Origin of the sequence: Shimia sp. (assembly GCF_039969785.1) — a bacterium.
Classification (GTDB): Bacteria; Pseudomonadota; Alphaproteobacteria; order Rhodobacterales; family Rhodobacteraceae; genus Shimia.
Genome location: NZ_JBDVNC010000033.1, coordinates 116,506 through 140,160 on the forward strand (window position 1 = coordinate 116,506; position 23,655 = coordinate 140,160).

The window sequence follows — 23,655 nt, forward strand, 5'->3', positions numbered from 1 at the left end:
CCCCTTGGAAGAGATGCTCAGGGAATATTTTCCCATTATCGTCTTCTTGGCCGTCGCAATTGCGCTCGGTCTAGTTTTCATCCTTGCCGCCGTGGTTTTTGCCGTTCGTAATCCTGATCCTGAAAAGGTGAGTGCTTATGAGTGCGGTTTCAATGCCTTTGATGACGCGCGCATGAAATTTGACGTCAGGTTCTATCTGGTGTCGATCCTGTTCATCATTTTCGACTTGGAAATTGCTTTCCTGTTCCCTTGGGCGGTCGCCTTTAAGGATGTGTCGATGGTGGGCTTCTGGTCGATGATGGTATTCCTTGGTGTTCTGACCATTGGCTTTGCCTATGAGTGGAAGAAAGGGGCTCTGGAATGGGAGTGATGACCGGAGCCAATACGGCAGGCGCGGATCGCGAAGTCGCCACGCAGGCGCTGAATGCCGAGTTGCAGGACAAGGGCTTTCTGCTGACCACAGCCGAAGACCTGATCAACTGGGGTCGTACCGGCTCGCTGCACTGGATGACCTTTGGTCTGGCGTGCTGCGCGGTCGAGATGATCCACACGTCCATGCCGCGGTATGACCTTGAGCGTTTCGGTACTGCCCCACGCGCATCCCCACGACAGTCTGACGTGATGATTGTGGCTGGTACGCTGACCAACAAAATGGCACCGGCGCTGCGCAAGGTTTATGACCAGATGCCAGAGCCACGTTATGTGATCTCGATGGGGTCCTGTGCCAATGGTGGTGGATATTACCACTATTCCTATAGCGTTGTGCGTGGATGTGACCGGATTGTACCGGTTGATATCTATGTACCCGGATGCCCGCCAACAGCCGAGGCGCTGATGTATGGCGTTATGCAGCTGCAACGCAAAATCCGCCGCACGGGGACAATTGAGAGATGAGCGAAGCACTGAACGAACTGGGCACGCATATTGAGCTGAAGCGTCCCGACTGTGTGTTGGGGTGGCGCGTTAGCTTTGGCGAACTGAATATCGATGTGGCTCCGGCGAACATTGCCGGATTTGTCGAATTTCTGAAAAATGACCCGAACACCAAGTTTGCGACGCTGGTTGACGTTACAGCAGTGGACTACCCTGATCGGGCCAAGCGGTTCGACGTGGTGTACCACCTGTTGTCGATGTACCAGAACGCGCGCGTTCGGTTGCATGTTGCGGTGCGCGAAGATGAAATGGTGCCCTCAATTACGGGTGTTCACCCCTGCGCCAACTGGCCAGAGCGGGAAACCTTTGATCTGTTTGGCATTATTTTCAGTGACCACCCGGACCTGCGCCGTCTGCTGACCGACTACGGGTTCCGTGGTCATCCGCTGCGCAAGGATTTTCCGACCACGGGGTATACCGAAGTGCGCTATGACGAAGTGCAAAAACGCGTTGTGTATGAACCCGTGTCGCTGCCGCAGGATTACCGCCAGTTTGACTTTATGTCCCCATGGGAAGGCGCGGAATATATCCTTCCGGGCGATGAGAAAGAGGGGGCGAAATGATGGACGGCTCCAGATATGACGACGGCAGCACAGACGCGCTGTCGGGCGAACAGAAAATCCGCAATTTCAACATCAACTTTGGTCCTCAGCACCCTGCGGCGCACGGTGTGCTGCGTTTGGTGTTGGAGCTTGACGGCGAGATCGTAGAACGCTGTGATCCGCATGTCGGCCTGCTGCACCGCGGCACCGAAAAGCTGATGGAAAGCCGCACTTACCTGCAAAACCTGCCTTATCTGGATCGCCTCGACTATGTGGCGCCGATGAATCAGGAACATGCGTATTGCATGGCCATCGAAAAGATGACCGGCGTGGAAGTGCCGCGCCGTGGTCAGCTGATCCGCGTGCTTTACAGTGAAATCGGCCGTGTTCTGAACCACCTGATGAACGTGTGTTCACAGGCGATGGACGTCGGCGCGCTGACCCCGAACCTTTGGGGTTTTGAAGAGCGTGAAAAGCTGATGATCTTTTACGAGCGGGCCTGTGGCGCACGCTTGCACTCGAACTATTTCCGTCCCGGCGGTGTGCATCAGGACCTGCCTGACGCGTTGTTGGATGACATCGAAGAATGGGCGCTGGGTTTCCCGGAAACGCTTGATGACATCGAAACGCTGCTGACCGAAAACCGCGTGTTCAAACAGCGCAACGTCGACATTTGTGTGGTCGATGTGGATACCGCGCTGGAGCATGGGTATTCAGGTGTCATGCTGCGCTCTGCTGGTCTGGCGTGGGATTTGCGCCGCGCGCAGCCCTATGAATGCTATGACGAGTTTGACTTTAAAGTGCCGGTTGGCAAAAACGGCTGCTGCTATGACCGTTATCTGATGCGTCTGGCGGAAATGCGCGAGTCGACTTCGATCATCCGTCAGGCCATTGTTAAGCTGCGCGAAGCCACCGGCGACGTGATGGCACGGGGCAAGCTGAGCCCGCCCAAGCGGGGCGAGATGAAAACCTCGATGGAAGCGCTGATCCACCACTTTAAGCTTTATACCGAAGGGTTCCACGTACCCGAGGGTGAAGTTTATGCCGCCGTGGAAGCGCCCAAGGGTGAATTTGGTGTGTATATCGTGGGCGATGGCACCAACCGCCCTTATCGCTGCAAGTTGCGCGCGCCCGGTTACATGCATCTGCAGTCGCTGGATCACATCACTTGTGGCCATCAGTTAGCAGATGTTGCCGCCATCATCGGTACGATTGACATCGTGTTTGGGGAGATTGACCGCTAATGTTGCGCCGTCTGTATCACGAACAACCCGAAAGCTTTGCTTTTACGCCGGCCAATCAGGCCTGGGCCGAAGGGCAGATCACAAAATATCCTGACGGTCGTCAGGCCAGCGCGGTTATTCCACTGTTGTGGCGCGCGCAGGAGCAGGAAGGCTGGGTTTCCAAGCCTGCGCTGGAATATGTCGCTGACATGCTTGGCATGGCCTATATCCGCGTGCTGGAAGTGGCCTCGTTCTATTTTATGTTCCAGATGCAACCCGTTGGGTCCGTTGCACATATCCAGATTTGCGGCACGCTGAGCTGTATGATCTGCGGTGCCGAAGACCTGATTGCTGTGTGTAAGGAAAAGATTGCCGACAAACCCCACGAGCTGAGCGCCGATGGCAAATTCAGCTGGGAAGAGGTCGAATGTCTGGGCGCTTGTACCAATGCGCCAATGGCACAGATCGGCAAGGATTATTACGAAGATATGACCGCCGAAGGGTTCGCCCAGATGCTGGACGATATGGCGGCTGGTAAAGTGCCATCGCCGGGTCCGCAAAACGGGCGTTATGCGTCAGAACCTTTGTCTGGTCTGACTAGCCTTAAGGAATATGACAGCGGTCACACCCAATTTAACGCGTCGGTTCAGCTGGCAAATGATATTGGCGACACGATCAAGCGGATTGACGGTACAGAAGTACCGTTGCGTACCCCTTGGGTAGACGCGGATGGCAAGGTCGCCGGACGCGAGGCGGAAGCCACACCTCCGGCCCCGGCGCCTGCACCGAAGCCTGCTGCAAAGCAGGCGGAAGAGGCCAAGAAAGCTGCAAAGCCCGCAGAAAAACCTAAAGCCAAGCCAGCGCCTAAGAAAAAAGTTCCTGTCGCCGAGATTAAGTCTTCTAAAGAGCTGGCTGGTCAGAAAGAGCTGGCAGAGAAAAAGGGCGAATGGAAATACGAAGCCAAGCCCGAAACTAAGCCGGAAGCCAAGCCGAAAGACACGCCAAAGGCTTCGGCGGCGGTTTCTGAAGGGCCGGATGATCTGAAACAGCTTAAGGGCGTTGGCCCAGCGCTGGAGAAGAAACTGCATGCCGCCGGTGTGACCACGTTTGCCCAGATCGCAAGCTGGGGTCCGGACGATATCACCGAGATGGACGACAAGTTGTCCTTTAAGGGACGGATCGAGCGGGATGGCTGGGTTGATCAGGCCAAGACTTTGGCCGCTGGTGAAGATACGGAGTTTTCGAAACGCGTCGCCAAGGGTGACGTTTACGGGGACTAAAATATGACCGCGGAACCGCAGGATCAGCAACAGGCAAGAAAGGGGCGCATCGTAGCGCTTGTGATTGCCGGGACGATGTTGATCTGGATTGGGGTTCAGTGGATCGCAAATCAGGTAGGGTTGCCGGGACGTTATGCGTTTCTGTTCGATTTTGCCGCCATCGCCGCGCTGATTTGGGCGTTGGTGAACATCTATCAGATCTGGCGCGCGCGTCAGAACAACGAAGGGTAACGGGATGCTCAAAGATCAGGACCGTATCTTTACCAACCTCTACGGTATGCATGACCGCACGCTGAAAGGCGCGCAGGCGCGTGGCCATTGGGATGGTACTGCGAAGATCATCCAACAGGGGCGGGATGTCATTGTTGATCAGATGAAGGCTTCAGGTCTGCGTGGTCGGGGTGGAGCAGGGTTTCCCACCGGTCTGAAATGGTCATTCATGCCCAAGCAGAGTGACGGACGTCCGGCGTATCTGGTGATCAACGCCGATGAATCCGAGCCCGGCACCTGTAAAGACCGCGAAATTATGCGCCACGATCCGCACACGCTGATCGAAGGGGCGTTGATTGCGTCTTTTGCGATGGGTGCACATACCTCTTATATCTATCTGCGCGGCGAATACATTCGTGAGCGTGAAGCGTTGCAGATGGCCATTGATGAGGCCTATGACGCAGGATTGCTGGGCAAAAATGCCGCCGGTTCGGGCTGGGATTTCGATCTGTTTCTGCACCACGGGGCTGGTGCTTATATTTGCGGTGAAGAAACCGCATTGCTGGAAAGCCTTGAAGGCAAAAAAGGCATGCCGCGCATGAAGCCACCGTTTCCGGCTGGCGCGGGTCTTTATGGCTGCCCGACCACGGTAAACAACGTGGAATCGATTGCGGTTGTGCCGACCATTCTGCGTCGGGGACCTGAATGGTTTGCCGGATTTGGACGCCCAAATAATGCGGGTACAAAAATCTTTGGTATCTCGGGCCACGTGAACAATCCTTGTGTGGTCGAAGAAGAGATGTCGATCAGCTTTGAAGAACTGATTGAAAAGCACTGTGGCGGTATTCGCGGTGGCTGGGACAATCTTAAGGCAGTGATCCCCGGCGGATCGTCTGTGCCTTGTGTGCGCGGCGAAAACATGCGTGATGCGATCATGGATTTTGATCAGCTGCGCGAAGTTGGCTCTTCCCTGGGCACGGCGGCTGTCATCGTGATGGATGAAAGCACTGACATCATCAAAGCCATCTGGCGCCTTTCGAAGTTCTACAAGCACGAAAGCTGTGGTCAGTGCACGCCTTGCCGCGAAGGCACCGGGTGGATGATGCGTGTCATGGATCGTCTGGTGAAAGGCGAGGCCGAGTTGGAAGAAATCGACATGCTGTTTGATGTGACCAAACAGGTCGAAGGGCACACAATTTGCGCACTTGGTGACGCGGCTGCCTGGCCAATTCAGGGTCTGATCCGCAATTTCCGTGAGGAAATCGAAGATCGTATCAAGGCACAGAAATCCGGGCGCATGGGCGCGATGGCGGCGGAGTAACAGGATCCATGCGCGAGACTTCCCCCTTCATTCGCAGTTTGCCCGTCCGGGCCAGCGTCGTGTGCCTTTTGGGCGTCACGCTGGCTTTGTCGGCGTGCAACCGGCGCAAGAAGGATGATGTGTCGTTCAACGGAGTTCACTTCAAATCCCACGCCGAGAAAGTCTCAAAGGAAGAGCGCGACCGTTTTACCGTTGAAGTTCAGAAAGTTAGTCAGAACTTTGATGGTGCGCGCGAGGCTGGTCGGTATGCCGGGACCAAGTATTGCATCAAGGAATATGGCACATCCACGATCGAGTGGGCGATTGGGCCAGATACTGAAACCATCATCCCGGTGGATGACATGATTACGTTAGAAGGATACTGCCGCCCGTGACGCAATCGGCGACATATCGCGGCTGTTATTGCCTAACAAAGGGGACATCCCCCTTTTGGAACAGCGCAGACATTCTGTCTGCCTGTCTGAAAGGAGAAATGTCATGAGTAAGTTTGGTATCGTAATTGCAGCCGCAAGTCTGGTTTTTGCCGGGGCGGCATCAGCTTCTGCAAAGCCGCCGTTACGCGACGTGCGTGAGATCGACGACAAGGTGTATTACGCGTTGGTTGCGTATGAAATTGGTGAGCAATGCGACAGCATTTCGGCCCGAAAGCTTAAGGGAATAAACGACCTTTGGGCATTGGGACGCCGCGCCAAGGCGCTCGGCTATACCGAAGCGGAAATCAAAGCCTACATCCGGTCCGACGCGGAAAAAGCGCGTATGCGGGCCCGGGGTGAGGCTTACATGGAATATAAGGGCGTCAGCTATGACGATCCGGAAACATTTTGCGTGCTTGGGCGCGCGGAAATCGAACGTAACAGCGCGATCGGCGTGTACCTGAGGGCGAATTAAGTCATGTCTGACCTACGCAAGATCATCATTGACGATACCGAAATCGAGGCAGAGGGCGCGATGACCCTTATTCAGGCCTGTGAGCAAGCCGGGGTGGAAATTCCGCGTTTCTGTTATCACGAGCGTCTGACGATTGCCGGAAACTGCCGGATGTGTCTGGTGGAAGTTGTTGGCGGCCCGCCAAAACCGGCAGCCTCCTGTGCGATGCAGGTACGCGATTTGCGTCCGGGTCCGGAAGGCCAGCCGCCAGTTGTAAAAACCAACTCGCCCATGGTCAAAAAGGCCCGCGAAGGCGTGATGGAATTCATGCTGATCAACCATCCGCTGGATTGCCCGATTTGCGATCAGGGGGGGGAATGTGATCTGCAGGATCAGGCTGTTGCCTATGGCATTTCCGACAGCCGCTTTAAAGAAGCCAAGCGGGCGGTTGATGATCTGGACTTGGGACCGCTTGTTTCGACAACAATGACACGCTGCATCAGCTGTACGCGTTGTGTGCGTTTCACAACCGAGGTCGCAGGTATCGCGCAGATGGGCCAGACAGGTCGTGGCGAAGACGCAGAGATCACCAGCTATCTGAACCAGACGCTGGATTCCAATCTGCAGGGCAACATCATCGATCTGTGCCCGGTTGGCGCGCTGACATCTAAACCTTACGCCTTTACTGCGCGTCCGTGGGAGCTGAGCAAGACCGAAACCATCGATGTGATGGACGCGCTTGGCAGCAATATCCGCGTTGACACCAAAGGCCGCGAAGTGATGCGCATTCTGCCGCGCAACCATGATGGCGTGAACGAAGAATGGATCAGCGATAAAACCCGTTTTGTCTGGGATGGTCTGCGTCGTCAACGTCTGGACAAGCCGTATGTGCGTGTGGATGGCAAACTGAAGCCTGCCAGCTGGGGTGAAGCCCTAGCGGTAGCAGCCGGTGCCATGAAAGGCAAAAAGGTTGCAGCATTGGTTGGTGATCTGGCGCCTGTCGAAGCGGTGTATGCGCTGAAACAGATCGTAGACGCGCAGGACGGCACAATTGAATGCCGCACCAATGGTGCAGTTTTGCCAGCAGCCAATCGGTCGGCTTATGTCGGCAATGCATCGATCGAAGATATCGACAGCGCCAAGGCAATTTATCTGATCGGGACCAACCCGCGCACCGAAGCACCGGTACTGAACGCGCGTATCCGCAAGGCTTGGGCCAAAGGCGCAGACGTTTCGTTGTTGGGTACCAAGGGTTTGGATCTGACCTATGATTTCCGGTATCTGGGGCAGGGTCGTATTCCGCTGAACAATTTGGTGTCCGAAGCGGCCGCACAGGACGATGCGATTGTCATCGTGGGGCAGGGCGCGCTGACCGAAGGTGACGGCGTTGCGGTTCTGGGACAGGCGATGGCGTTGTGCGACAAGCTGGGTGCCAAGATGTTGGTACTGCACACTGCTGCCAGCCGTGTTGGCGCGATGGATGTGGGTGCCGTGACAGAAGGTGGTTTGTCCACCGCGCTGGACGGGGCAGACGTTGTCTACAATCTGGGTGCTGACGAAATCGAAGTCGCAGATGGACCTTTCGTGATCTATCAGGGCAGCCATGGCGACCGTGGCGCGCACCGCGCCGACGTGATCCTGCCTGCGGCAGCCTATACCGAAGAAAACGGTCTGTTTGTAAACACTGAAGGCCGCCCGCAACTGGCGATGCGTGCCGGATTTGCGCCTGGTGAGGCCAAGGAAAACTGGGCCATCCTGCGCGCACTGAGTGCTGAACTGGATGCTGTTTTGCCGTATGACTCGCTGGCGCAACTGCGCACAGCTTTGATTGCGGACGTCCCGCATCTGGGGCAGATCGATCAGGTTGCCGACAATGGCTGGGAACCGCTTGAGGCCAAGACGCTTGGCAAAGGGGCGTTCAAAGCAACGGTTGCAGACTTCTATCTGACCAACCCGATTGCCCGTGCATCCGAGCTGATGGCAGAGCTTTCGGCGAGCGCCAAGGCGCGGACCAACAAGAAGATTGCGGCGGAGTAAGCACCTGATGATCAAATCCGCGTTCATTCCACTGATTTGTCTGGCGGCTTGTGCCGGACTGTCGGCCTGCGCTAAGCCGCAGGACAGTGGTGTGTCGCGTGATCAGATGGTGTTTGACCCGCTTTACCGAGGCGTGGATACGCGCCTTTTGGAAGGTGATCTGGTGAATTTTCACGTGGCCATGACGGGCGCGCGGGATGATCTGGATGTACATCAATACGCCGAATGCGCGGCGGCTCAGTATGCGTTAATCCGGGGTTTCGGATTTGCGCGTCACTTGCGCACAACTGTCGACTTTCAGGGTGGCGTCTGGCGGGGGGATGCGATTTACACCATCTCGTCGGCATTGCCCCGCGGGCTCAAGACGATTGACGCAGAAGTCACCGTCTCGAACTGCGAAGATAACGGAATACCCACGGTGTGAGGACCTATGATTGAATTCTTTACCACCACTAACCTAGGGATTTTCCTGCTCACTTTGGGGCAGGTCCTTTTGGTTGTTGTCCCGCTGCTTGTGGCTTTGGCTTTCCTGCTTTACGCCGACCGGAAAATTTGGGCAGCAGTTCAACTGCGACGCGGTCCCAACGTCGTGGGCACGTTTGGCCTGCTGCAATCCTTTGCCGACTTTGTGAAATACATCGTTAAGGAAATCGTCTATCCCGCTGGTGCGGATAAGGTGGTGTTCCTGCTGGCGCCGATGGTCAGTCTGGTCATGGCAACGGTTGCCTGGGCAGTGATCCCGTTCAATGACGGCTGGGTTGTGTCTGACATCAACGTCGCCATCCTTTATGTGTTCGCGGTGTCCTCTCTTGAGGTTTACGGCGTGATCATGGGCGGGTGGGCGTCAAACTCGAAATATCCATTCCTGGGATCACTTCGCTCTGCTGCGCAGATGATCTCTTACGAAGTGTCATTGGGGCTGATCATCATCGGTGTCATCATCACCACCGGTTCGATGAATTTTGGCGATATTGTACGGGCACAGGACGGCGCTTATGGCTTGTTCAGCTGGTATTGGTTGCCACACTTCCCGATGATGTTCCTGTTCCTGATTTCAGCCATGGCGGAAACCAACCGCCCACCATTTGACCTTCCCGAAGCGGAATCCGAACTGGTTGCGGGGTATCAGGTGGAATACAGTTCGACCCCGTTCCTACTGTTCATGATCGGTGAATATGTGGCCATCGTTCTGATGTGCGCGCTGGTGTCAGTGTTGTTCCTTGGTGGATGGCTGTCGCCAATCCCGGGCCTGCCTGATGGCGTGCTTTGGATGCTGGGCAAGATCTGTTTTGTCTTCTTCATCTTCTCGATGGTGAAAGCAATTGCGCCGCGTTACCGCTATGACCAGCTGATGCGGGTTGGTTGGAAAGTCTTCCTGCCAATGTCGTTGGCTTGGGTTGTTCTGGTGGCCTTTCTGGCGAAATTCGAACTCTTCGGCGGTGCCTATGCCCGCTGGGCAATAGGAGGCTGATATGACAGCGATCGATTATAAACGCGCTGCGGGCTACTTCCTGCTGAAAGACTTTATGCTGGGGTTCAAGCTGGGTATGAAGTATTTCTTCAAACCCAAAGCCACGATCAACTACCCGCATGAAAAAGGCCCGCTGTCACCACGTTTCCGCGGTGAACACGCGCTGCGCCGGTATCCTAATGGCGAAGAGCGCTGCATTGCCTGTAAGCTGTGCGAAGCGATTTGTCCGGCGCAAGCGATCACCATTGACGCGGAACCCCGCGACGATGGCAGCCGCCGCACGACGCGTTACGACATCGACATGACCAAATGCATCTATTGCGGTTTCTGCCAGGAAGCCTGCCCGGTGGATGCGATTGTCGAGGGCCCGAATTTCGAATTCGCCACAGAAACACGCGAAGAGCTGTTTTATGACAAGGCCAAGCTGTTGGAGAACGGCGAACGCTGGGAAGCAGAGATTGCCCGTAACATCGAGCTGGATGCGCCTTACAGATGACAGATCCCAAGAACCCTTTTGAAGCGATGTTCGCACAGTATCAGGACATGGCAAAATCCATGAACCCGGCGCTGGAATCCTTCACCCCTAAGGGGTTCGAGACGCTTTGGCCAACTATGCCGAAAGACGTCATGGAGATGTTCTTTGGCAACGCTCTGAATTCCGACGGGCTGGACGCCAAAACGCGTTTGTTTCTGACGCTGGCAGCGCTGACCGTTCTGGGGGCGCAAGCTGACGCACAAATTCGCCTGACGGTCCGGCATCTGCTGGAAGCCGGGGCAACGAAACAGGAAATCGTCGAGACCATTGGCCAGATGTCGATGTTCGCCGGCATTCCCGCCAGCACCCGCGCCATGGAATTGGCGCAAGAGGTACTGACGGACAAAGAGGGAAGTGACACATGACCATTGTCGCAATTGCATTCTACCTGTTTGCGATCTGCGTGATTGCTGGCGGGCTTTTCACCGTCATCAGCCGCAACCCGGTGCATTCGGTACTTTGGCTAATTCTGGCATTTCTCAGCTCAGCCGGGCTGTTTGTGCTGTTGGGGGCGGAATTCGTCGCCATGCTTTTGATCATCGTTTACGTGGGCGCGGTCGCAGTGCTGTTCCTGTTTGTAGTGATGATGCTGGACGTCGATTTTGCTGAACTCAAAGGCAGTATGGCGCAGTATATGCCGCTGGCGCTTTTGATCGGCATCGTCCTGTTGATGCAACTGGGCATGGCCTTTGGTGTCTGGGAAGCCTCTGAGCAGGCCGAGGCGCTGCGCGGTGCTGTAACCCCGACCGACATGCAAAATACCGCCGCTTTGGGCGTGCTTATTTACGACGAATATTTTCTGTTGTTTCAGCTGGCGGGTCTAATCCTGTTGGTGGCCATGATTGGCGCCATCGTTCTGACCCTGCGCCATCGCAAAGACGTCAAGCGCCAGAACGTGCTTGCGCAGATGTGGCGCGATCCGGCGGATTCGATGGAACTGAAAGATATCAAACCGGGACAGGGGCTTTAAAGCCCGCCGAATAAGAACAAGAACCGAGGGACCACATATGATTGGTTTGGAACATTACCTAGGCGTGGCGGCGACGCTGTTCGTCATCGGCATATTCGGCCTCTTCCTGAACCGGAAGAACGTGATCATTCTATTGATGTCGATCGAGCTGATATTGCTGGCGGTCAACATCAATCTGGTGGCTTTCTCCAGCTTCCTTGGCGATCTGGTCGGGCAGGTGTTTACCCTGTTCGTGCTGACCGTAGCTGCCGCCGAGGCCGCCATTGGCCTTGCGATCTTGGTTTCTTTCTTCCGGAACCGCGGCACCATCGCGGTCGAAGACGTCAACGTGATGAAAGGCTAAGCGACCATGGAAAAGATCATCCTATTCGCGCCGCTTATCGGCAGCCTGATCGGCGGCTTTGGTTGGCGGTTTATTGGCGAGAAGGCGGCGCAGTATGTCACGACCGGTTTGCTGTTCCTTGCCTGTCTGCTGAGCTGGGTTGTGTTTCTGGGCCATGATGGCACCACGCAACACATCCACATTCTGGACTTCATCCAATCCGGCACACTGGACACGGCGTGGTCGATCCGTCTGGACCGGCTGACGGCCATTATGCTGATCGTGGTGACCACAGTTTCTGCTTTGGTGCACATGTATTCGCTGGGCTATATGGCGCATGACGAAGCATGGGGCGAGGGCGAGCACTATAAGGCGCGGTTCTTTGCGTATCTGTCTTTCTTTACCTTTGCCATGCTGGCGCTGGTAACTGCTGACAACCTTGTTCAGATGTTCTTTGGCTGGGAAGGCGTGGGCGTTGCCTCGTACTTGCTGATCGGTTTTTATTACAAAAAGCCATCTGCCAATGCGGCTGCGATCAAGGCGTTTGTGGTCAACCGTGTGGGTGACTTTGGTTTCGCGCTTGGTATTTTCGGCCTCTATTACCTTGTCGACAGCATCAAGTTTGACGACATTTTTGCGGCATCCCCTGCGTTGGCGGAAACGCAGCTTGAGTTCCTGTGGCGTGAATGGAATGCGGCGAACCTGTTGGCGTTCCTGTTGTTCATCGGCGCGATGGGTAAGTCAGCTCAGTTGTTCCTGCACACATGGTTGCCGGACGCGATGGAAGGTCCGACCCCTGTGTCTGCCCTGATCCACGCGGCGACCATGGTGACAGCAGGGGTATTCCTTGTTTGTCGCATGTCACCGCTGATGGAATACGCACCCGAGGCGACGGCCTTTATCACTTTCCTTGGTGCCTCGACAGCGTTTGTCGCCGCCACGATTGGTCTGGTGCAGAACGACATCAAACGCGTGATCGCGTATTCGACCATGTCCCAGCTGGGCTATATGTTCGTTGCGGCGGGTGTTGGTGTCTATTCGGTGGCGATGTTCCACCTTTTCACGCATGCCTTTTTCAAAGCGATGCTGTTCCTTGGCGCCGGTTCGGTGATCCATGCGATGCATCACGAGCAGGACATGCGCAACTATGGCGCGCTGCGTAAAAAGATCCCCTATACATTCTGGGCGATGATGATCGGTACGCTGGCCATCACCGGGGTTGGTATTCCGCTGACCCATATCGGTTTCGCTGGCTTCCTGTCCAAGGATGCAGTGATCGAGAGTGCGTGGGCCGGAACAGCAGGCGGTTACGCTTTCTGGATGCTGGTAGTGGCCGCGTTGTTCACCAGTTTCTACAGCTGGCGTCTGATGTTCCTGACGTTCTACGGCGAGGCGCGTGGCAACAAGCATACGCATGACCACGCCCATGAAAGCCCGATGGTTATGATCGTTCCGCTAGGCGTGCTGGCTCTTGGCGCAATCTTCTCGGGCATGATCTGGTACGGATCGTTCTTTGGCGACCACAACAAGGTCAATTCGTTCTTTGGCATCGAAGCGCATCACGAAGCGTCCGAAGCCGGGCATGGCGAAGACGCCAGCCACAATGAAGAACATGCGGATGATCACGCCGCTGCGGATACGGCACATGGCGAAGACGCGCCTGCTGGTGATGATCACGCGGCTATGGCCGAGGAGCATCACGACTCTGAGGCTGATCATGACGCTGCGCATGCCGATCCGGCACACGCGCCTGTCATGGCGGCTCATCACGGTGAAGCCCCGAAAGGTGCCATTTTCATGCATCCGGATAATCACGTGATGGACGAAGCGCACCACGCCCCAACCTGGGTTAAGGTGAGCCCGTTTGTTGCGATGATTATCGGGCTGATTACGGCGCTCTGGTTCTATATCTGGAACCCGTCGATGCCTGCAAAAGTGGCCGAGAGCCAGCGTCCGCTGTACCTGTTCCTGTTGAACAAATGGTACTTTGACGAAATCTATGACTTTATCTTCGTGCGCACTGCATTTGCCATTGGTCGCTTCCTGTGGAAACGCGGCGACGGAAACGTCATTGATGGCGCTTTGAACGGGGTGGCAATGGGCTTTGTTCCATGGGTCACGCGTCTCGCTGGGCGTGCTCAATCCGGCTACATCTTTACTTATGCCTTTGCCATGGTGATCGGCATCGTTGCGCTGATCACGTGGATGACGCTCAGCGGAGGAGCGCACTAATGAACGATAGCCTGCTCTCTCTCGTTACCTTTATCCCTGCGCTGGCGGCGGCGATCCTTGCCATCTTCCTGCGCGGCGAAGAGGCTGCGGCAAAGCGGAATGCCAAATGGGTCGCTTTGGTTGCCACGGTGATCACCTTTCTGGTGTCTCTGTTTGTGCTGGCCGAATTTGACCCACAGGACACTGGCATGCAGTTCGTTGAAGAACGCGACTGGCTGCTGGGTCTGAAATATAAACTGGGCGTAGATGGCATTTCGGTGCTGTTTGTGATGCTCACCACATTCATGATGCCGCTGGTGATCTGGGCATCCTGGGGTGTTGAGACGCGCGTCAAGGAATACATGATTGCCTTCCTGCTGCTGGAGACCCTGATGCTGGGTGTCTTTATGGCGCTGGATCTGGTGCTGTTCTATGTGTTCTTTGAGGCCGGGTTGATCCCGATGTTCCTGATTATCGGGATCTGGGGCGGCAAAGAACGCATCTATGCGTCCTTTAAGTTCTTCCTCTACACGTTCCTCGGTTCGGTTCTGATGCTGGTTGCGATGGTGGCGATGTTTGTGGATGCCGGTACAACCGACATTCCGACGTTGATGAACCACACGTTTGCCTCTGAGACTTTTTCAGTACTGGGTATTCAGGTAATCGGTGGCGCACAGACGCTGATGTTCCTGGCCTTCTTTGCCAGCTTTGCGGTGAAGATGCCGATGTGGCCCGTGCACACCTGGCTGCCCGATGCTCACGTTCAGGCCCCAACAGCCGGGTCGGTTGTTCTGGCGGCGATCCTTTTGAAGATGGGTGGCTATGGCTTCCTGCGCTTTAGTCTGCCAATGTTCCCAATTGGCGCTGATGTGCTGACACCACTGGTGTTCTGGATGTCCGCAATCGCGATTGTCTATACTTCGCTTGTCGCGCTGGTTCAGGAAGATATGAAAAAGCTGATCGCCTATTCATCGGTGGCCCATATGGGCTATGTGACGATGGGCATCTTTGCGGCCAACCAACAGGGCATTGATGGTGCGATCTTCCAGATGTTGAGCCACGGCTTTATCTCGGGCGCGCTGTTCCTGTGTGTCGGCGTGATCTACGACCGCATGCACACACGTGAGATTGAAGCATATGGAGGACTTGTGAACCGCATGCCCGCCTATGCGCTGATTTTTATGTTTTTCACTATGGCCAATGTCGGACTGCCGGGCACATCCGGGTTTATCGGTGAGTTCTTGGTGTTGATGGGCGTGTTCCAAGTCAATACATGGGCGGCACTGGTGGCAACATCTGGCGTGATCTTCTCGGCAGGCTATGCCTTGTGGCTGTATCGCCGGGTGGTGTTTGGTCAATTGATCAAAGAAAGCCTGAAAACCATCAAAGATATGACCCCGCGTGAGAAATGGATTTTCTCGCCGTTGGTGGCCATGACCTTGATCCTGGGTGTTTACCCGTCGCTGGTGACAGACATCATTGGCCCGTCGGTCGAACATCTGATTTCCAATTATGAAACCGCTCTGGCGAATGCCCCTTCGGGCAACCAGATGGCATCGCACTGAGGAGAGCTTGAGATATGATCCAGGCTGATCTGAATATTATCCTGCCGGAAATTCTGTTGTCGATTTATGCGATGATCGCATTGGTTGGCGCAGTCTACACAGGCAAGGACAAACTGGCGCCGATGCTGACTTGGCTGACTGCCATCGTCTTTGTGCTTATTGGCGCATGGATTGGAATGACCGGAGAGGGCGAACATGCTGCCTTTAACGGTATGTTCCAGGATGACGGGTTTTCGCGTTTTGCCAAAGTGACCATATTGCTGTCTGCCGCCGCTGTTCTGGTGATGGGGCAGGATTACATGAGCCGTCGCGGCATGTTGCGGTTTGAATATCCAATGCTGATCACGCTTTCGGCTGTTGGAATGATGGTGATGGTGTCAGCGGGTGATCTGATGGCACTTTATATGGGCCTCGAGCTGCAGTCGCTGGCGCTTTATGTCGTAGCATCAATCCGTCGGGACAGCGTGAAATCAACCGAAGCCGGTATGAAGTATTTTGTACTGGGCGCGCTGAGTTCGGGTTTGTTGCTCTATGGGGCATCCCTTGTTTATGGCTTTGCCGGAACCACAAATTTTGCAGGTATCATCGAAGCGGCGGGTCATGGGCACACACCTTTGGGTCTGTTGTTTGGTCTGACATTTGTGACAGCTGGTCTGGCGTTCAAAGTGTCGGCGGTTCCGTTTCACATGTGGACACCGGACGTTTATGAGGGCGCTCCCACTCCGGTGACGGCGTTCTTTGCGACGGCTCCTAAGGTGGCTGCGATGGGATTGCTGGCACGGGTCCTGCATGACGCCTTTGGTGGTGTCGTGGGTGACTGGCAGCAGATCATTGCCTTCCTGTCGGTGTTGTCGATGTTCCTGGGTGCTGTTGCCGCGATTGGGCAGCGTAATATCAAACGTCTGATGGCGTATTCGTCGATTGCGCATATGGGATACGCTTTGATGGGTTTGGCTGCGGGCACGGCGTTTGGCGTGCAGGCGATGCTGATTTATATGGCGATTTATGTGACAATGAATGTAGGTACGTTCGCCTTTATTCTGTCGATGGAAAAAGACGGACAGCCGGTCACTGATATTCAATCGCTGAACATGTATTCCAAGCGCGATTCCGGCAAGGCGTTGGCGATGTTGGTCTTGCTGTTCTCGTTGGCTGGTGTTCCGCCGCTAGTTGGATTCTTTGGCAAGTTTTATGTGTTGCGAGCCGCTTATGAAGCGGGCCTTGCATGGCTGGCTGTGCTGGGTGTTGTCGCGTCTGTTATTGGGGCGTTCTACTATCTGCGCATCGTTTACTATATGTATTTTGGTGAAGAGAGTGACGCTTTGGACAAGGGGCGTTCGCCGGTTCTGTATGTGTTCCTGATGGTGTCTGCCGCGGCGATGGTGCTGGGGATCGTGAACCTGTTCGGCATAGAAAGCATTGCGCAGGCGGCATCATTGGCGTTGGTCAACTGAGTCCGTCTTGACGATGATTGGTAAGTTAAATGAGACGCGCCCTTAGGGGCGCGTCGCTTTGTTTTAAGGTGCCTGCGGCGCGAGTATTTGGAGCAAAATGAAGATGCAGGACTGGCCAGAAGGCTATGGGCGGCGGGTTTTGGCAGAGGTGGACAGCACCAATGCAGAGGCTGCGCGTATTGCATCTGATTTGCGGCAGCCTGAATGGATTCTGGGGTTGCGTCAGACCGCCGGGCGCGGCCGGCGTGGCCGGGCCTGGGTTGATCCGGCGGGGAACTTTGCCGCGTCTTTGGTGATGCGCCCCAGCGAAAGCGCAGAACAGGTTGCGTTGCGCTCTTTCGTTGCGTCGGTTGCGTTGTTCGAGGCTTTTGCCACTGCCACCGGGCGCCCTGAGTGTTTTTCGTTGAAATGGCCAAATGACGTATTGTTGAATGGCGGCAAGGTTGCAGGAATTCTTTTAGAAAGCGCTGGCATGTCGGGCGGCGGAGTCAGCCACATCGCCATTGGGATTGGTGTAAACCTGCGCCATGCGCCTGCCGATACCCAGGTTGAAACCGGGGCTTTGCGCCCTGTGTCTTTGCTTGCAGAAACAGGTGTTAAACTGACACCGGAGCCGTTTCTTGGTCTACTGGCGTCGTCTTATGCCCATTACGAAACTCAGTATCGAACTTATGGATTTGCCCCGGTGCGCACAGCATGGTTGAGCCGCGCGGCGCGATTGGGCGAGGTGATCACGGCCCGCACCACACGTGCAGAGTACACCGGTACCTTTGAAACGGTGGACTTGGGCGGCAATCTGGTGTTGAACACCGCAAAAGAACGTGTTGCCATTCCGGCAGCTGAAATCTTTTTTTAGAAACCGAGGGGAACGCGCGCATGCTCCTGGCGATTGATTGTGGAAATACCAACACTGTCTTTTCAATTTGGGATGGCGAAACGTTCCTTTGCACGTTACGCACATCGACCCACCATGCCCGTACGGCGGATGCGTATTTCACCTGGTTTTCGACCCTGATCAGCCATTATCAGATTGATCTGGACATCACCGAGGTGATTATCAGTTCTACAGTGCCCCGGGTGGTGTTCAATCTGCGGGTGTTTGCGGATCGGTTTTTTGACTGCCGTCCGCTTGTTGTCGGCAAACCGGAATGTCTTTTGCCAGCGATGCCGCGTGTGGACGAGGGGACAATTGTCGGACCGGACAGGTTGGTAAACGCCGCCGGTGCATTTGATCGCTTTGGCGGCGATCTGGTTGTGGTGGATTTTGGCACAGCGACAACGTTTGACGTTGTTGCCGCGGATGGTGCGTATATCGGGGGCGTGATTGCACCGGGTGTTAACCTGAGCCTTGAAGCACTACATAATGCCGCCGCCGCCTTACCACATGTCGACATTGCCAAACCGCAGGATGTGATTGGCACAAACACCGTGGCGTGCATTCAGTCCGGGATATTCTGGGGCTATGTCGGGTTGGTCCGTGAGATTTGTGCCCGGATCAAGGTCGAGCAGGACCGCCCTATGAAGATCATTGCGACTGGGGGGCTGGCGCCGTTGTTTCAGCAATCTGTCGAGCTGTTTGATCGCTTTGACGAAGATCTGACCATGCACGGGCTGACCGTGATACACAGTTATAATAAGGAACATGCCGCGTGAGCCGAGAAAGATTAATCTATCTGCCGTTGGGCGGAGCAGGCGAAATAGGCATGAATGCCTATGTCTATGGGTACGGCGCTGAAGGGGCAGAGCGTTTGATCCTTGTAGATATTGGCGTCGCTTTTTCTGATATGGAAACCAGCCCGGGCGTGGACCTGATATTTGCTGACATCTCTTGGTTGGTGGAAAACAAGGACCGGCTAGAGGCGGTCTTTATCACCCATGGGCATGAGGATCACGTTGGCGCGGTTGGGCATTATTGGGAACGCTTGGGTGTGCCGGTTTATGCGCGCACGTTCACGGCCAATCTGGCGCGTCACAAGATGGCAGATCGTGGTCAGCCCGAAGACGCGGTGCGCACCGTATCGCCATGGCCTGAAATGACCAGTGCGGGGCCGTTCTCGGTCGGTTTTTTGCCTGTAAGCCATTCGATCCCGGAAAGCGCTGCTTTGGTGATCGACAGCCCGGCAGGACGCGTGATCCACTCTGGCGATTTCAAACTGGACGAGACGCCAGTGGTGGGTGAACCATTTGATCCGGGTTTGTGGGCTGAGGTGTCAAAGGACGGGGTTCAGGCGCTGATTTGTGATTCAACCAACGTGTTTTCACAGCACGCCGGTCGATCCGAAGCCAGCGTCGGACCCGAGATTGAGGCGCTGGTTTCGGCGGCGCCCAACATGGTGGTCGCCACGACATTTGCGTCCAACGTCGCGCGTGTGAAAACGCTGGCCGAGGCCGGGCAGCGGGCAGGGCGGTCAATCTGCCTGATGGGCCGGGCCATGAGACGCATGGTTGAAGCGGGCATTGCGACAGGCGTGCTGAGCGATTTTCCCAAGGTGGTCAGCCCGGAAGAGGCCGCGCAAATTCCGCGTGAAAGCCTGATGTTATTGGTGACAGGCAGTCAGGGCGAACGCCGGGCGGCAAGCGCCCAATTGGCGCGGGGCAAATTCAATGGCATCACGTTGAAGGAAGGGGATTTGTTTCTGTTTTCTTCAAAAACAATTCCAGGCAATGAGCGCGGCGTCATTCGCATTATGAACCAGTTCTCGGAAATGGGCGTGGATATTGTGGATGACTCCGCTGGAAAATACCATGTTTCCGGGCACGCAAACCGCCCCGATCTGTTGCGGGTGCATGAAATTGTAAACCCGGTCATGGTTATTCCAAACCACGGGGAGCATCGTCATCTGCGTGAACACGCCAAATTGGCCGAGGAATCCGGTCGTAAATCAATTGTCGCCGTCAATGGCACCATGTTGGATCTGACCGGATCGGAACCCAGCGTCGCTGGATATGTCGAAACCGGTCGGACGTATTTGGATGGTGCGGTTCAGATTGGGGCAATGGACGGAATTGTTCGGGATCGTATTCGCATGGCGCTGAATGGGCATGTGATTGTCACGGTTATTCTGGATGAGGATGACGAACCTTTGGGCGGAGCCTGGTGCGAGCTGATGGGCTTGCCTGAAAAGGGGCGGTCAAATGCGCCGTTGCTGGATGTTCTGGAAGAAGACCTGAGCCAGTTTTTGGGACGAGCGGGAGAGAAAACGCTGTCTAATGACGACAAGCTGGAGACCGAGTTGCGCCGTGTTGCGCGCAACTCTTGCCGGGACGAAATTGGTAAAAAGCCAGAAGCGACGGTGATCGTCAGCCGCTTGCGGTAGGTTGTTCACGGACTAACCAAGATGCAAAAAGCCCACCAATCGCATTGGATTGGTGGGCTTTCATGTCTCTGCGGTAACGTCTTTAGCTTGCGCGCCGATCGTCAAAGCTGAGCGCAATGAAAGACGGCATGTGATCGCCCATACCGACCACTTTGTTGTCGGACCGACCACCAGAGCGTCCGCGCGACCGTCCACGGTCTTTGGGGGCGTCTTTGGGCTTTGGCGTTGCGACTTCTTTTACCGGCGTTGGCTCTGCCGCCTTCTTTTCCGATCTGCGGCGGTCCTGTTTTTCCACCGGCTTGTCTTTTTTCTCGGCGGATTTCACCGGGCTTTCGACACGCGTGATTTCTTTTTGGATCAGCTTTTCAACCGCGTCAAAATTCTTTTCGTCGCGCGGGGTGCAAATCGTAAAGGCCTTGCCTTCGCGGCCAGCGCGACCGGTGCGACCAATGCGGTGGACATAGTCTTCGGCATGGCCGGGGACGTCAAAGTTGAACACATGGCTGACGCTTGGAACATCCAGTCCACGGGCCGCCACATCGGAGGCCACCAGAATACGCAATTCGTTATTGCGGAAGGATTCCAGAGTTCTTGTACGTTGTGACTGATCCAGATCACCGTGGATTGGCGCGGCATCGTAGCCATATTTTTTCAATGATTTCGCGGTGATATCAACATCTGTCTTGCGGTTGCAAAAGATGATCGCGTTGGTGCATTTGTCACCTTCGCTATTGATCAGCTCACGCAAAACACGACGTTTTTCGCTGCCTTCGCGATCACGACGGCTGGCTTTGAACATCACGACACCCTGTTCAATGGTCTCGGACGCGGTGGCCTGACGCGCCACTTCGATACGTGCAGGCGCCGACAGAAACTCGCTGGTGATGCGTTCGATTTCCGGTGCCATAGTCGCCGAAAAGAACAAAGTCTGGCGGGTAAAGGGCGTCAGCTTGAAAATACGTTCGATGTCGGGGATGAACCCCATATCAAGCATACGGTCAGCTTCGTCGACGACCATAACCTGAACACCGGTCAAAAGCAGTTTGCCGCGTTCGAAATGGTCAAGCAGGCGACCGGGCGTGGCGATCAGAACATCGACGCCACGGTCGATCAGAATGTCCTGCTCTTTAAAGCTCACACCGCCAATCAACAGCGCTTTGGTCAGCTTGAGGTGTTTGGAGTAGGTATCAAAATTCTCTGCCACCTGCGCGGCGAGTTCCCGTGTGGGGCACAAAACAAGGCTGCGCGGCATACGGGCCCGCGCGCGTCCACGTGCCAACAGCGAAAGCATCGGCAGCGTAAAGCTTGCCGTTTTGCCTGTGCCGGTCTGGGCGATGCCTAAGACATCTTTGCCCTCAAGGGCGGCGGGAATGGCGCCAGCCTGAATTGGCGTTGGAGTTTCATAGCCCGCGTCGCTGATTGCTTTCAGCACCTTGGGGTTAAGGTTTAAGTCGGAAAATTTGGTCATGTGTATCCGTGGTTTACGGACACGTCTTGGCCCGTAGCATCTGAGATTGGGTCAGGCCCGGTTGGCCTCGCATGGCAGTGCGTCGCCGACCCACGCGGGCCTTGTATAGGAAGGTATGGCTTTGGTCAACAAAGGTGCAGGGGCGTACCATGAGTGTTGCCGGATTGGCATCAATTCAGGAAAAACCGGGAAAATGTTTCCGTTTCTTAGCATCCGCATCCAACTGAAACTCGCGCAAGACTCCGTTTTTGCGAAGTTTTTCAATCAATTCGGGCCGTGCAAGGCAGATTTCCTCATAGAATGCCTTCAGTGTTTCTTCGCCGCCATCGGCCAACAAAAACGAAAACAGATCATGCAGCGACATACCGCCAAGTTCGGGTTTGCGAGTGGGTTTCAACTCGCTGCGATAGGATCCCTTGGTCATGCGATAATCGATGATCTTTTGCCATGCGTCCCAACCGGTGATGTGACAATGGCACAAGTCGATGTCGTCCAAGGTCATGCGTGGCTCGATTTCCTGTTTGTTCTGCATGCCCCGATGAATGCGAAACTCCAGATTGGGTAGCCCCGTGCGGATGAAAATCTTGCCCACAAAATGGCTGACGAACCCTCCGCGCAGAAAGCCGCCAAATGTTGGGTATAGCTCTTTTTCAAGTTCCATGCGGCTGTTGCCGCCCGGCATCCACGCCTTGCAATATGTGGTTTTGGGGTCGAGCCCGGGCAAGCCTTCATTGGCCAGTGCCTCGGCCGGGCGCACACGGGCGCATACGACGTTTTTCGGAATGTCTGAGAGCAGCGCGCCAACCGGGCGTTTGGGGCACAGAAATTCGTCGACATCGATATGGGCGATCCAGTCCAGCCTGGCAGTTGAAGCGCGATAGGCGTGGCTGGCATTGGCGGTTTGACGCGACTGGTGACGGACGGGTTTCTTAATACCGAGACTGTACCAATAGGCCTGATTGGTGCGCGTCGTGGTGACGCGCGGATGGTTGGCAAGAGCGGCTTGTGCCTTTGGGTTTTCATTGTCGAGATAGATGAAAATATGATCCGCACCCAAGTCCAGATGGTAAGCGACAAATGCAACGATGTCTTTTGCCGGTGCTTTTATCGTGGCCACCACGCCCCAGCGGGTCATTTATTTTCCTGCTGTCGTTGCCGTTTGTCCCGCATGATTTTGAGCCTGCGAAATACTCCGCCGGGTTCGCCGTTAAGGGTCTCAAGCAAATGACAGGCCAATGGGCCAATCACGGCGTCGGTTTCAGCCATTGTCCAAATGGGGGCGATCAGATTGATATCCAAACCGCCGGATTTCAAAGAAAATGGCTCCATATCCAAAGGCAATCGCGTTTTGACACGATTGTTGAACCCAAAATCCTTGTCGGGGGTTTTACCGCTGAACGTGCGTTCGAATTCATAGAGTTTCATCATACCAAACAACATACGCAGCGCATGGCCCACTTCGCGTTGGGTCGGCGTATTGCCATGTTCGGCAAACGTCTGCACCGATGACACCAGCCAGCGCAGGCTCAGGCGATCCAGCAGATGCGCAGACTCTTCCTGCCACAACCGACGAAACAGGGCAGGTGTATGTTCGGGATAATCGCGTTTTCGCAAATTCGAGATCAGCAGGCCGTTCAAACAGGCCAATTCAGAGTTTCCAACAAACTCCCGGGCCACATCGCGCCGCTTCCAGGCCCAGGATGTTTTAGGGTCGTCCGGCTGTTTTTGAGCTGCGGCCTCGGGGACGGTGCCCGCCTTGAGAACCGCAATATCACAATCAATGGGGGGCAGGGCCTCGGGGCCATATTTGAACGCATCGCGTCGGCCTTCATAGCGCTCTGTCATGCCCGGTAAACCGTCCGGGTAGGTAAGTTGAGTATCCGTCATGTCGCGATAATTGCATGGGGTATTACCCCATGCAATTGGCGA

25 protein-coding genes are annotated in these 23,655 nt (G+C 55.3%); 22 read left to right on the top strand and 3 right to left on the bottom strand.

The annotated features are described in order from the left end of the window. Positions 1-4 precede the first annotated feature (4 nt). The 22 genes from ABJI08_RS14900 (at position 5) to ABJI08_RS15005 (ending at position 20,258) form a co-directional block, all read left to right on the top strand. Positions 5-370 (top strand): NADH-quinone oxidoreductase subunit A, encoded by a 366-nt coding sequence (locus ABJI08_RS14900; protein WP_348402630.1) that lies wholly within the window; start codon positions 5-7, stop codon positions 368-370. Further along, positions 361-894, top strand: a complete 534-nt coding sequence (locus ABJI08_RS14905) for an NADH-quinone oxidoreductase subunit B family protein (protein WP_348402631.1) — start codon at positions 361-363, stop codon at positions 892-894. The genes ABJI08_RS14900 and ABJI08_RS14905 overlap by 10 nt, the downstream gene beginning before the upstream one ends. Beyond that, the gene (locus ABJI08_RS14910; protein WP_348402632.1) at positions 891-1,496 is read left to right on the top strand and encodes an NADH-quinone oxidoreductase subunit C; all 606 of its coding nucleotides are present in this window, start codon (positions 891-893) and stop codon (positions 1,494-1,496) included. Before ABJI08_RS14905 ends, ABJI08_RS14910 begins: the two co-directional genes overlap by 4 nt. Continuing rightward, positions 1,496-2,719: an NADH-quinone oxidoreductase subunit D gene (locus ABJI08_RS14915; protein ID WP_348402633.1), complete on the top strand. Its 1,224-nt coding sequence runs from the start codon at positions 1,496-1,498 to the stop codon at positions 2,717-2,719. The genes ABJI08_RS14910 and ABJI08_RS14915 overlap by 1 nt, the downstream gene beginning before the upstream one ends. Beyond that, complete coding sequence (locus ABJI08_RS14920) at positions 2,719-3,978, top strand: NADH-quinone oxidoreductase subunit E (RefSeq protein ID WP_348402634.1); 1,260 nt, start codon at positions 2,719-2,721, stop codon at positions 3,976-3,978. The genes ABJI08_RS14915 and ABJI08_RS14920 overlap by 1 nt, the downstream gene beginning before the upstream one ends. 3 nt (positions 3,979-3,981) lie before the next feature. Continuing rightward, entirely contained in the window at positions 3,982-4,209 is a 228-nt protein-coding gene (locus tag ABJI08_RS14925) for a DUF5337 domain-containing protein (RefSeq protein ID WP_348402635.1), read from the top strand. Between the two features lie 4 nt (positions 4,210-4,213). Then, positions 4,214-5,509 carry an NADH-quinone oxidoreductase subunit NuoF gene (nuoF, locus tag ABJI08_RS14930; protein WP_348402636.1) on the top strand — a complete coding sequence of 432 codons (1,296 nt, stop codon included), beginning with the start codon at positions 4,214-4,216 and terminating at the stop codon, positions 5,507-5,509. An 8-nt stretch (positions 5,510-5,517) separates the two neighbouring features. Next, positions 5,518-5,883, top strand: a complete 366-nt coding sequence (locus ABJI08_RS14935) for a hypothetical protein (protein WP_348402637.1) — start codon at positions 5,518-5,520, stop codon at positions 5,881-5,883. Positions 5,884-5,986: 103 nt separating this feature from the next. Then, a complete protein-coding gene (locus tag ABJI08_RS14940; protein ID WP_348402638.1) occupies positions 5,987-6,397 on the top strand; it encodes a DUF5333 domain-containing protein in 411 nt (136 codons plus the stop codon). A 3-nt stretch (positions 6,398-6,400) separates the two neighbouring features. Next, positions 6,401-8,413, top strand: coding sequence for an NADH-quinone oxidoreductase subunit NuoG (gene nuoG, locus ABJI08_RS14945; RefSeq protein WP_348402639.1), 2,013 nt, complete (start codon positions 6,401-6,403; stop codon positions 8,411-8,413). A 7-nt stretch (positions 8,414-8,420) separates the two neighbouring features. Further along, positions 8,421-8,837 (top strand): hypothetical protein, encoded by a 417-nt coding sequence (locus ABJI08_RS14950; protein WP_348402640.1) that lies wholly within the window; start codon positions 8,421-8,423, stop codon positions 8,835-8,837. Between the two features lie 6 nt (positions 8,838-8,843). Next, positions 8,844-9,884 carry an NADH-quinone oxidoreductase subunit NuoH gene (nuoH, locus tag ABJI08_RS14955; protein WP_348402641.1) on the top strand — a complete coding sequence of 347 codons (1,041 nt, stop codon included), beginning with the start codon at positions 8,844-8,846 and terminating at the stop codon, positions 9,882-9,884. 1 nt (position 9,885) lies between these two features. Further along, complete coding sequence (gene nuoI, locus ABJI08_RS14960) at positions 9,886-10,380, top strand: NADH-quinone oxidoreductase subunit NuoI (RefSeq protein ID WP_348402642.1); 495 nt, start codon at positions 9,886-9,888, stop codon at positions 10,378-10,380. Next, entirely contained in the window at positions 10,377-10,784 is a 408-nt protein-coding gene (locus ABJI08_RS14965; RefSeq protein WP_348402643.1) for a carboxymuconolactone decarboxylase family protein, read from the top strand. The genes nuoI and ABJI08_RS14965 overlap by 4 nt, the downstream gene beginning before the upstream one ends. Further along, the gene (locus tag ABJI08_RS14970; RefSeq protein WP_348402644.1) at positions 10,781-11,389 is read left to right on the top strand and encodes an NADH-quinone oxidoreductase subunit J; all 609 of its coding nucleotides are present in this window, start codon (positions 10,781-10,783) and stop codon (positions 11,387-11,389) included. The genes ABJI08_RS14965 and ABJI08_RS14970 overlap by 4 nt, the downstream gene beginning before the upstream one ends. A 37-nt stretch (positions 11,390-11,426) precedes the next feature. Next, positions 11,427-11,732: an NADH-quinone oxidoreductase subunit NuoK gene (gene nuoK / locus ABJI08_RS14975; protein WP_348402645.1), complete on the top strand. Its 306-nt coding sequence runs from the start codon at positions 11,427-11,429 to the stop codon at positions 11,730-11,732. 6 nt (positions 11,733-11,738) lie between these two features. Next, complete coding sequence (gene nuoL, locus ABJI08_RS14980; RefSeq protein ID WP_348402646.1) at positions 11,739-13,943, top strand: NADH-quinone oxidoreductase subunit L; 2,205 nt, start codon at positions 11,739-11,741, stop codon at positions 13,941-13,943. Then, a complete protein-coding gene (locus ABJI08_RS14985) occupies positions 13,943-15,487 on the top strand; it encodes an NADH-quinone oxidoreductase subunit M (protein WP_348402647.1) in 1,545 nt (514 codons plus the stop codon). The genes nuoL and ABJI08_RS14985 overlap by 1 nt, the downstream gene beginning before the upstream one ends. A 14-nt stretch (positions 15,488-15,501) precedes the next feature. Continuing rightward, entirely contained in the window at positions 15,502-16,941 is a 1,440-nt protein-coding gene (nuoN, locus tag ABJI08_RS14990; protein ID WP_348402648.1) for an NADH-quinone oxidoreductase subunit NuoN, read from the top strand. A gap of 103 nt (positions 16,942-17,044) precedes the next feature. Further along, entirely contained in the window at positions 17,045-17,797 is a 753-nt protein-coding gene (locus tag ABJI08_RS14995) for a biotin--[acetyl-CoA-carboxylase] ligase (protein ID WP_348402649.1), read from the top strand. A 20-nt stretch (positions 17,798-17,817) separates the two neighbouring features. Further along, positions 17,818-18,594 (top strand): type III pantothenate kinase, encoded by a 777-nt coding sequence (locus ABJI08_RS15000; RefSeq protein WP_348402650.1) that lies wholly within the window; start codon positions 17,818-17,820, stop codon positions 18,592-18,594. Continuing rightward, positions 18,591-20,258, top strand: a complete 1,668-nt coding sequence (locus ABJI08_RS15005; protein ID WP_348402651.1) for a ribonuclease J — start codon at positions 18,591-18,593, stop codon at positions 20,256-20,258. The genes ABJI08_RS15000 and ABJI08_RS15005 overlap by 4 nt, the downstream gene beginning before the upstream one ends. A gap of 82 nt (positions 20,259-20,340) precedes the next feature. Here ABJI08_RS15005 and ABJI08_RS15010 read toward each other — a convergent pair whose 3' ends face one another. From ABJI08_RS15010 to ABJI08_RS15020, 3 genes are all read right to left on the bottom strand, one after another. Next, positions 20,341-21,726, bottom strand: coding sequence for a DEAD/DEAH box helicase (locus tag ABJI08_RS15010; protein WP_348402652.1), 1,386 nt, complete (start codon positions 21,724-21,726; stop codon positions 20,341-20,343). Positions 21,727-21,901: 175 nt separating this feature from the next. Beyond that, complete coding sequence (locus ABJI08_RS15015; RefSeq protein WP_348402653.1) at positions 21,902-22,861, bottom strand: glycosyltransferase family 2 protein; 960 nt, start codon at positions 22,859-22,861, stop codon at positions 21,902-21,904. Further along, positions 22,858-23,613, bottom strand: a complete 756-nt coding sequence (locus ABJI08_RS15020; RefSeq protein WP_348402654.1) for a hypothetical protein — start codon at positions 23,611-23,613, stop codon at positions 22,858-22,860. The genes ABJI08_RS15015 and ABJI08_RS15020 overlap by 4 nt, the downstream gene beginning before the upstream one ends. Positions 23,614-23,655 lie beyond the last annotated feature (42 nt).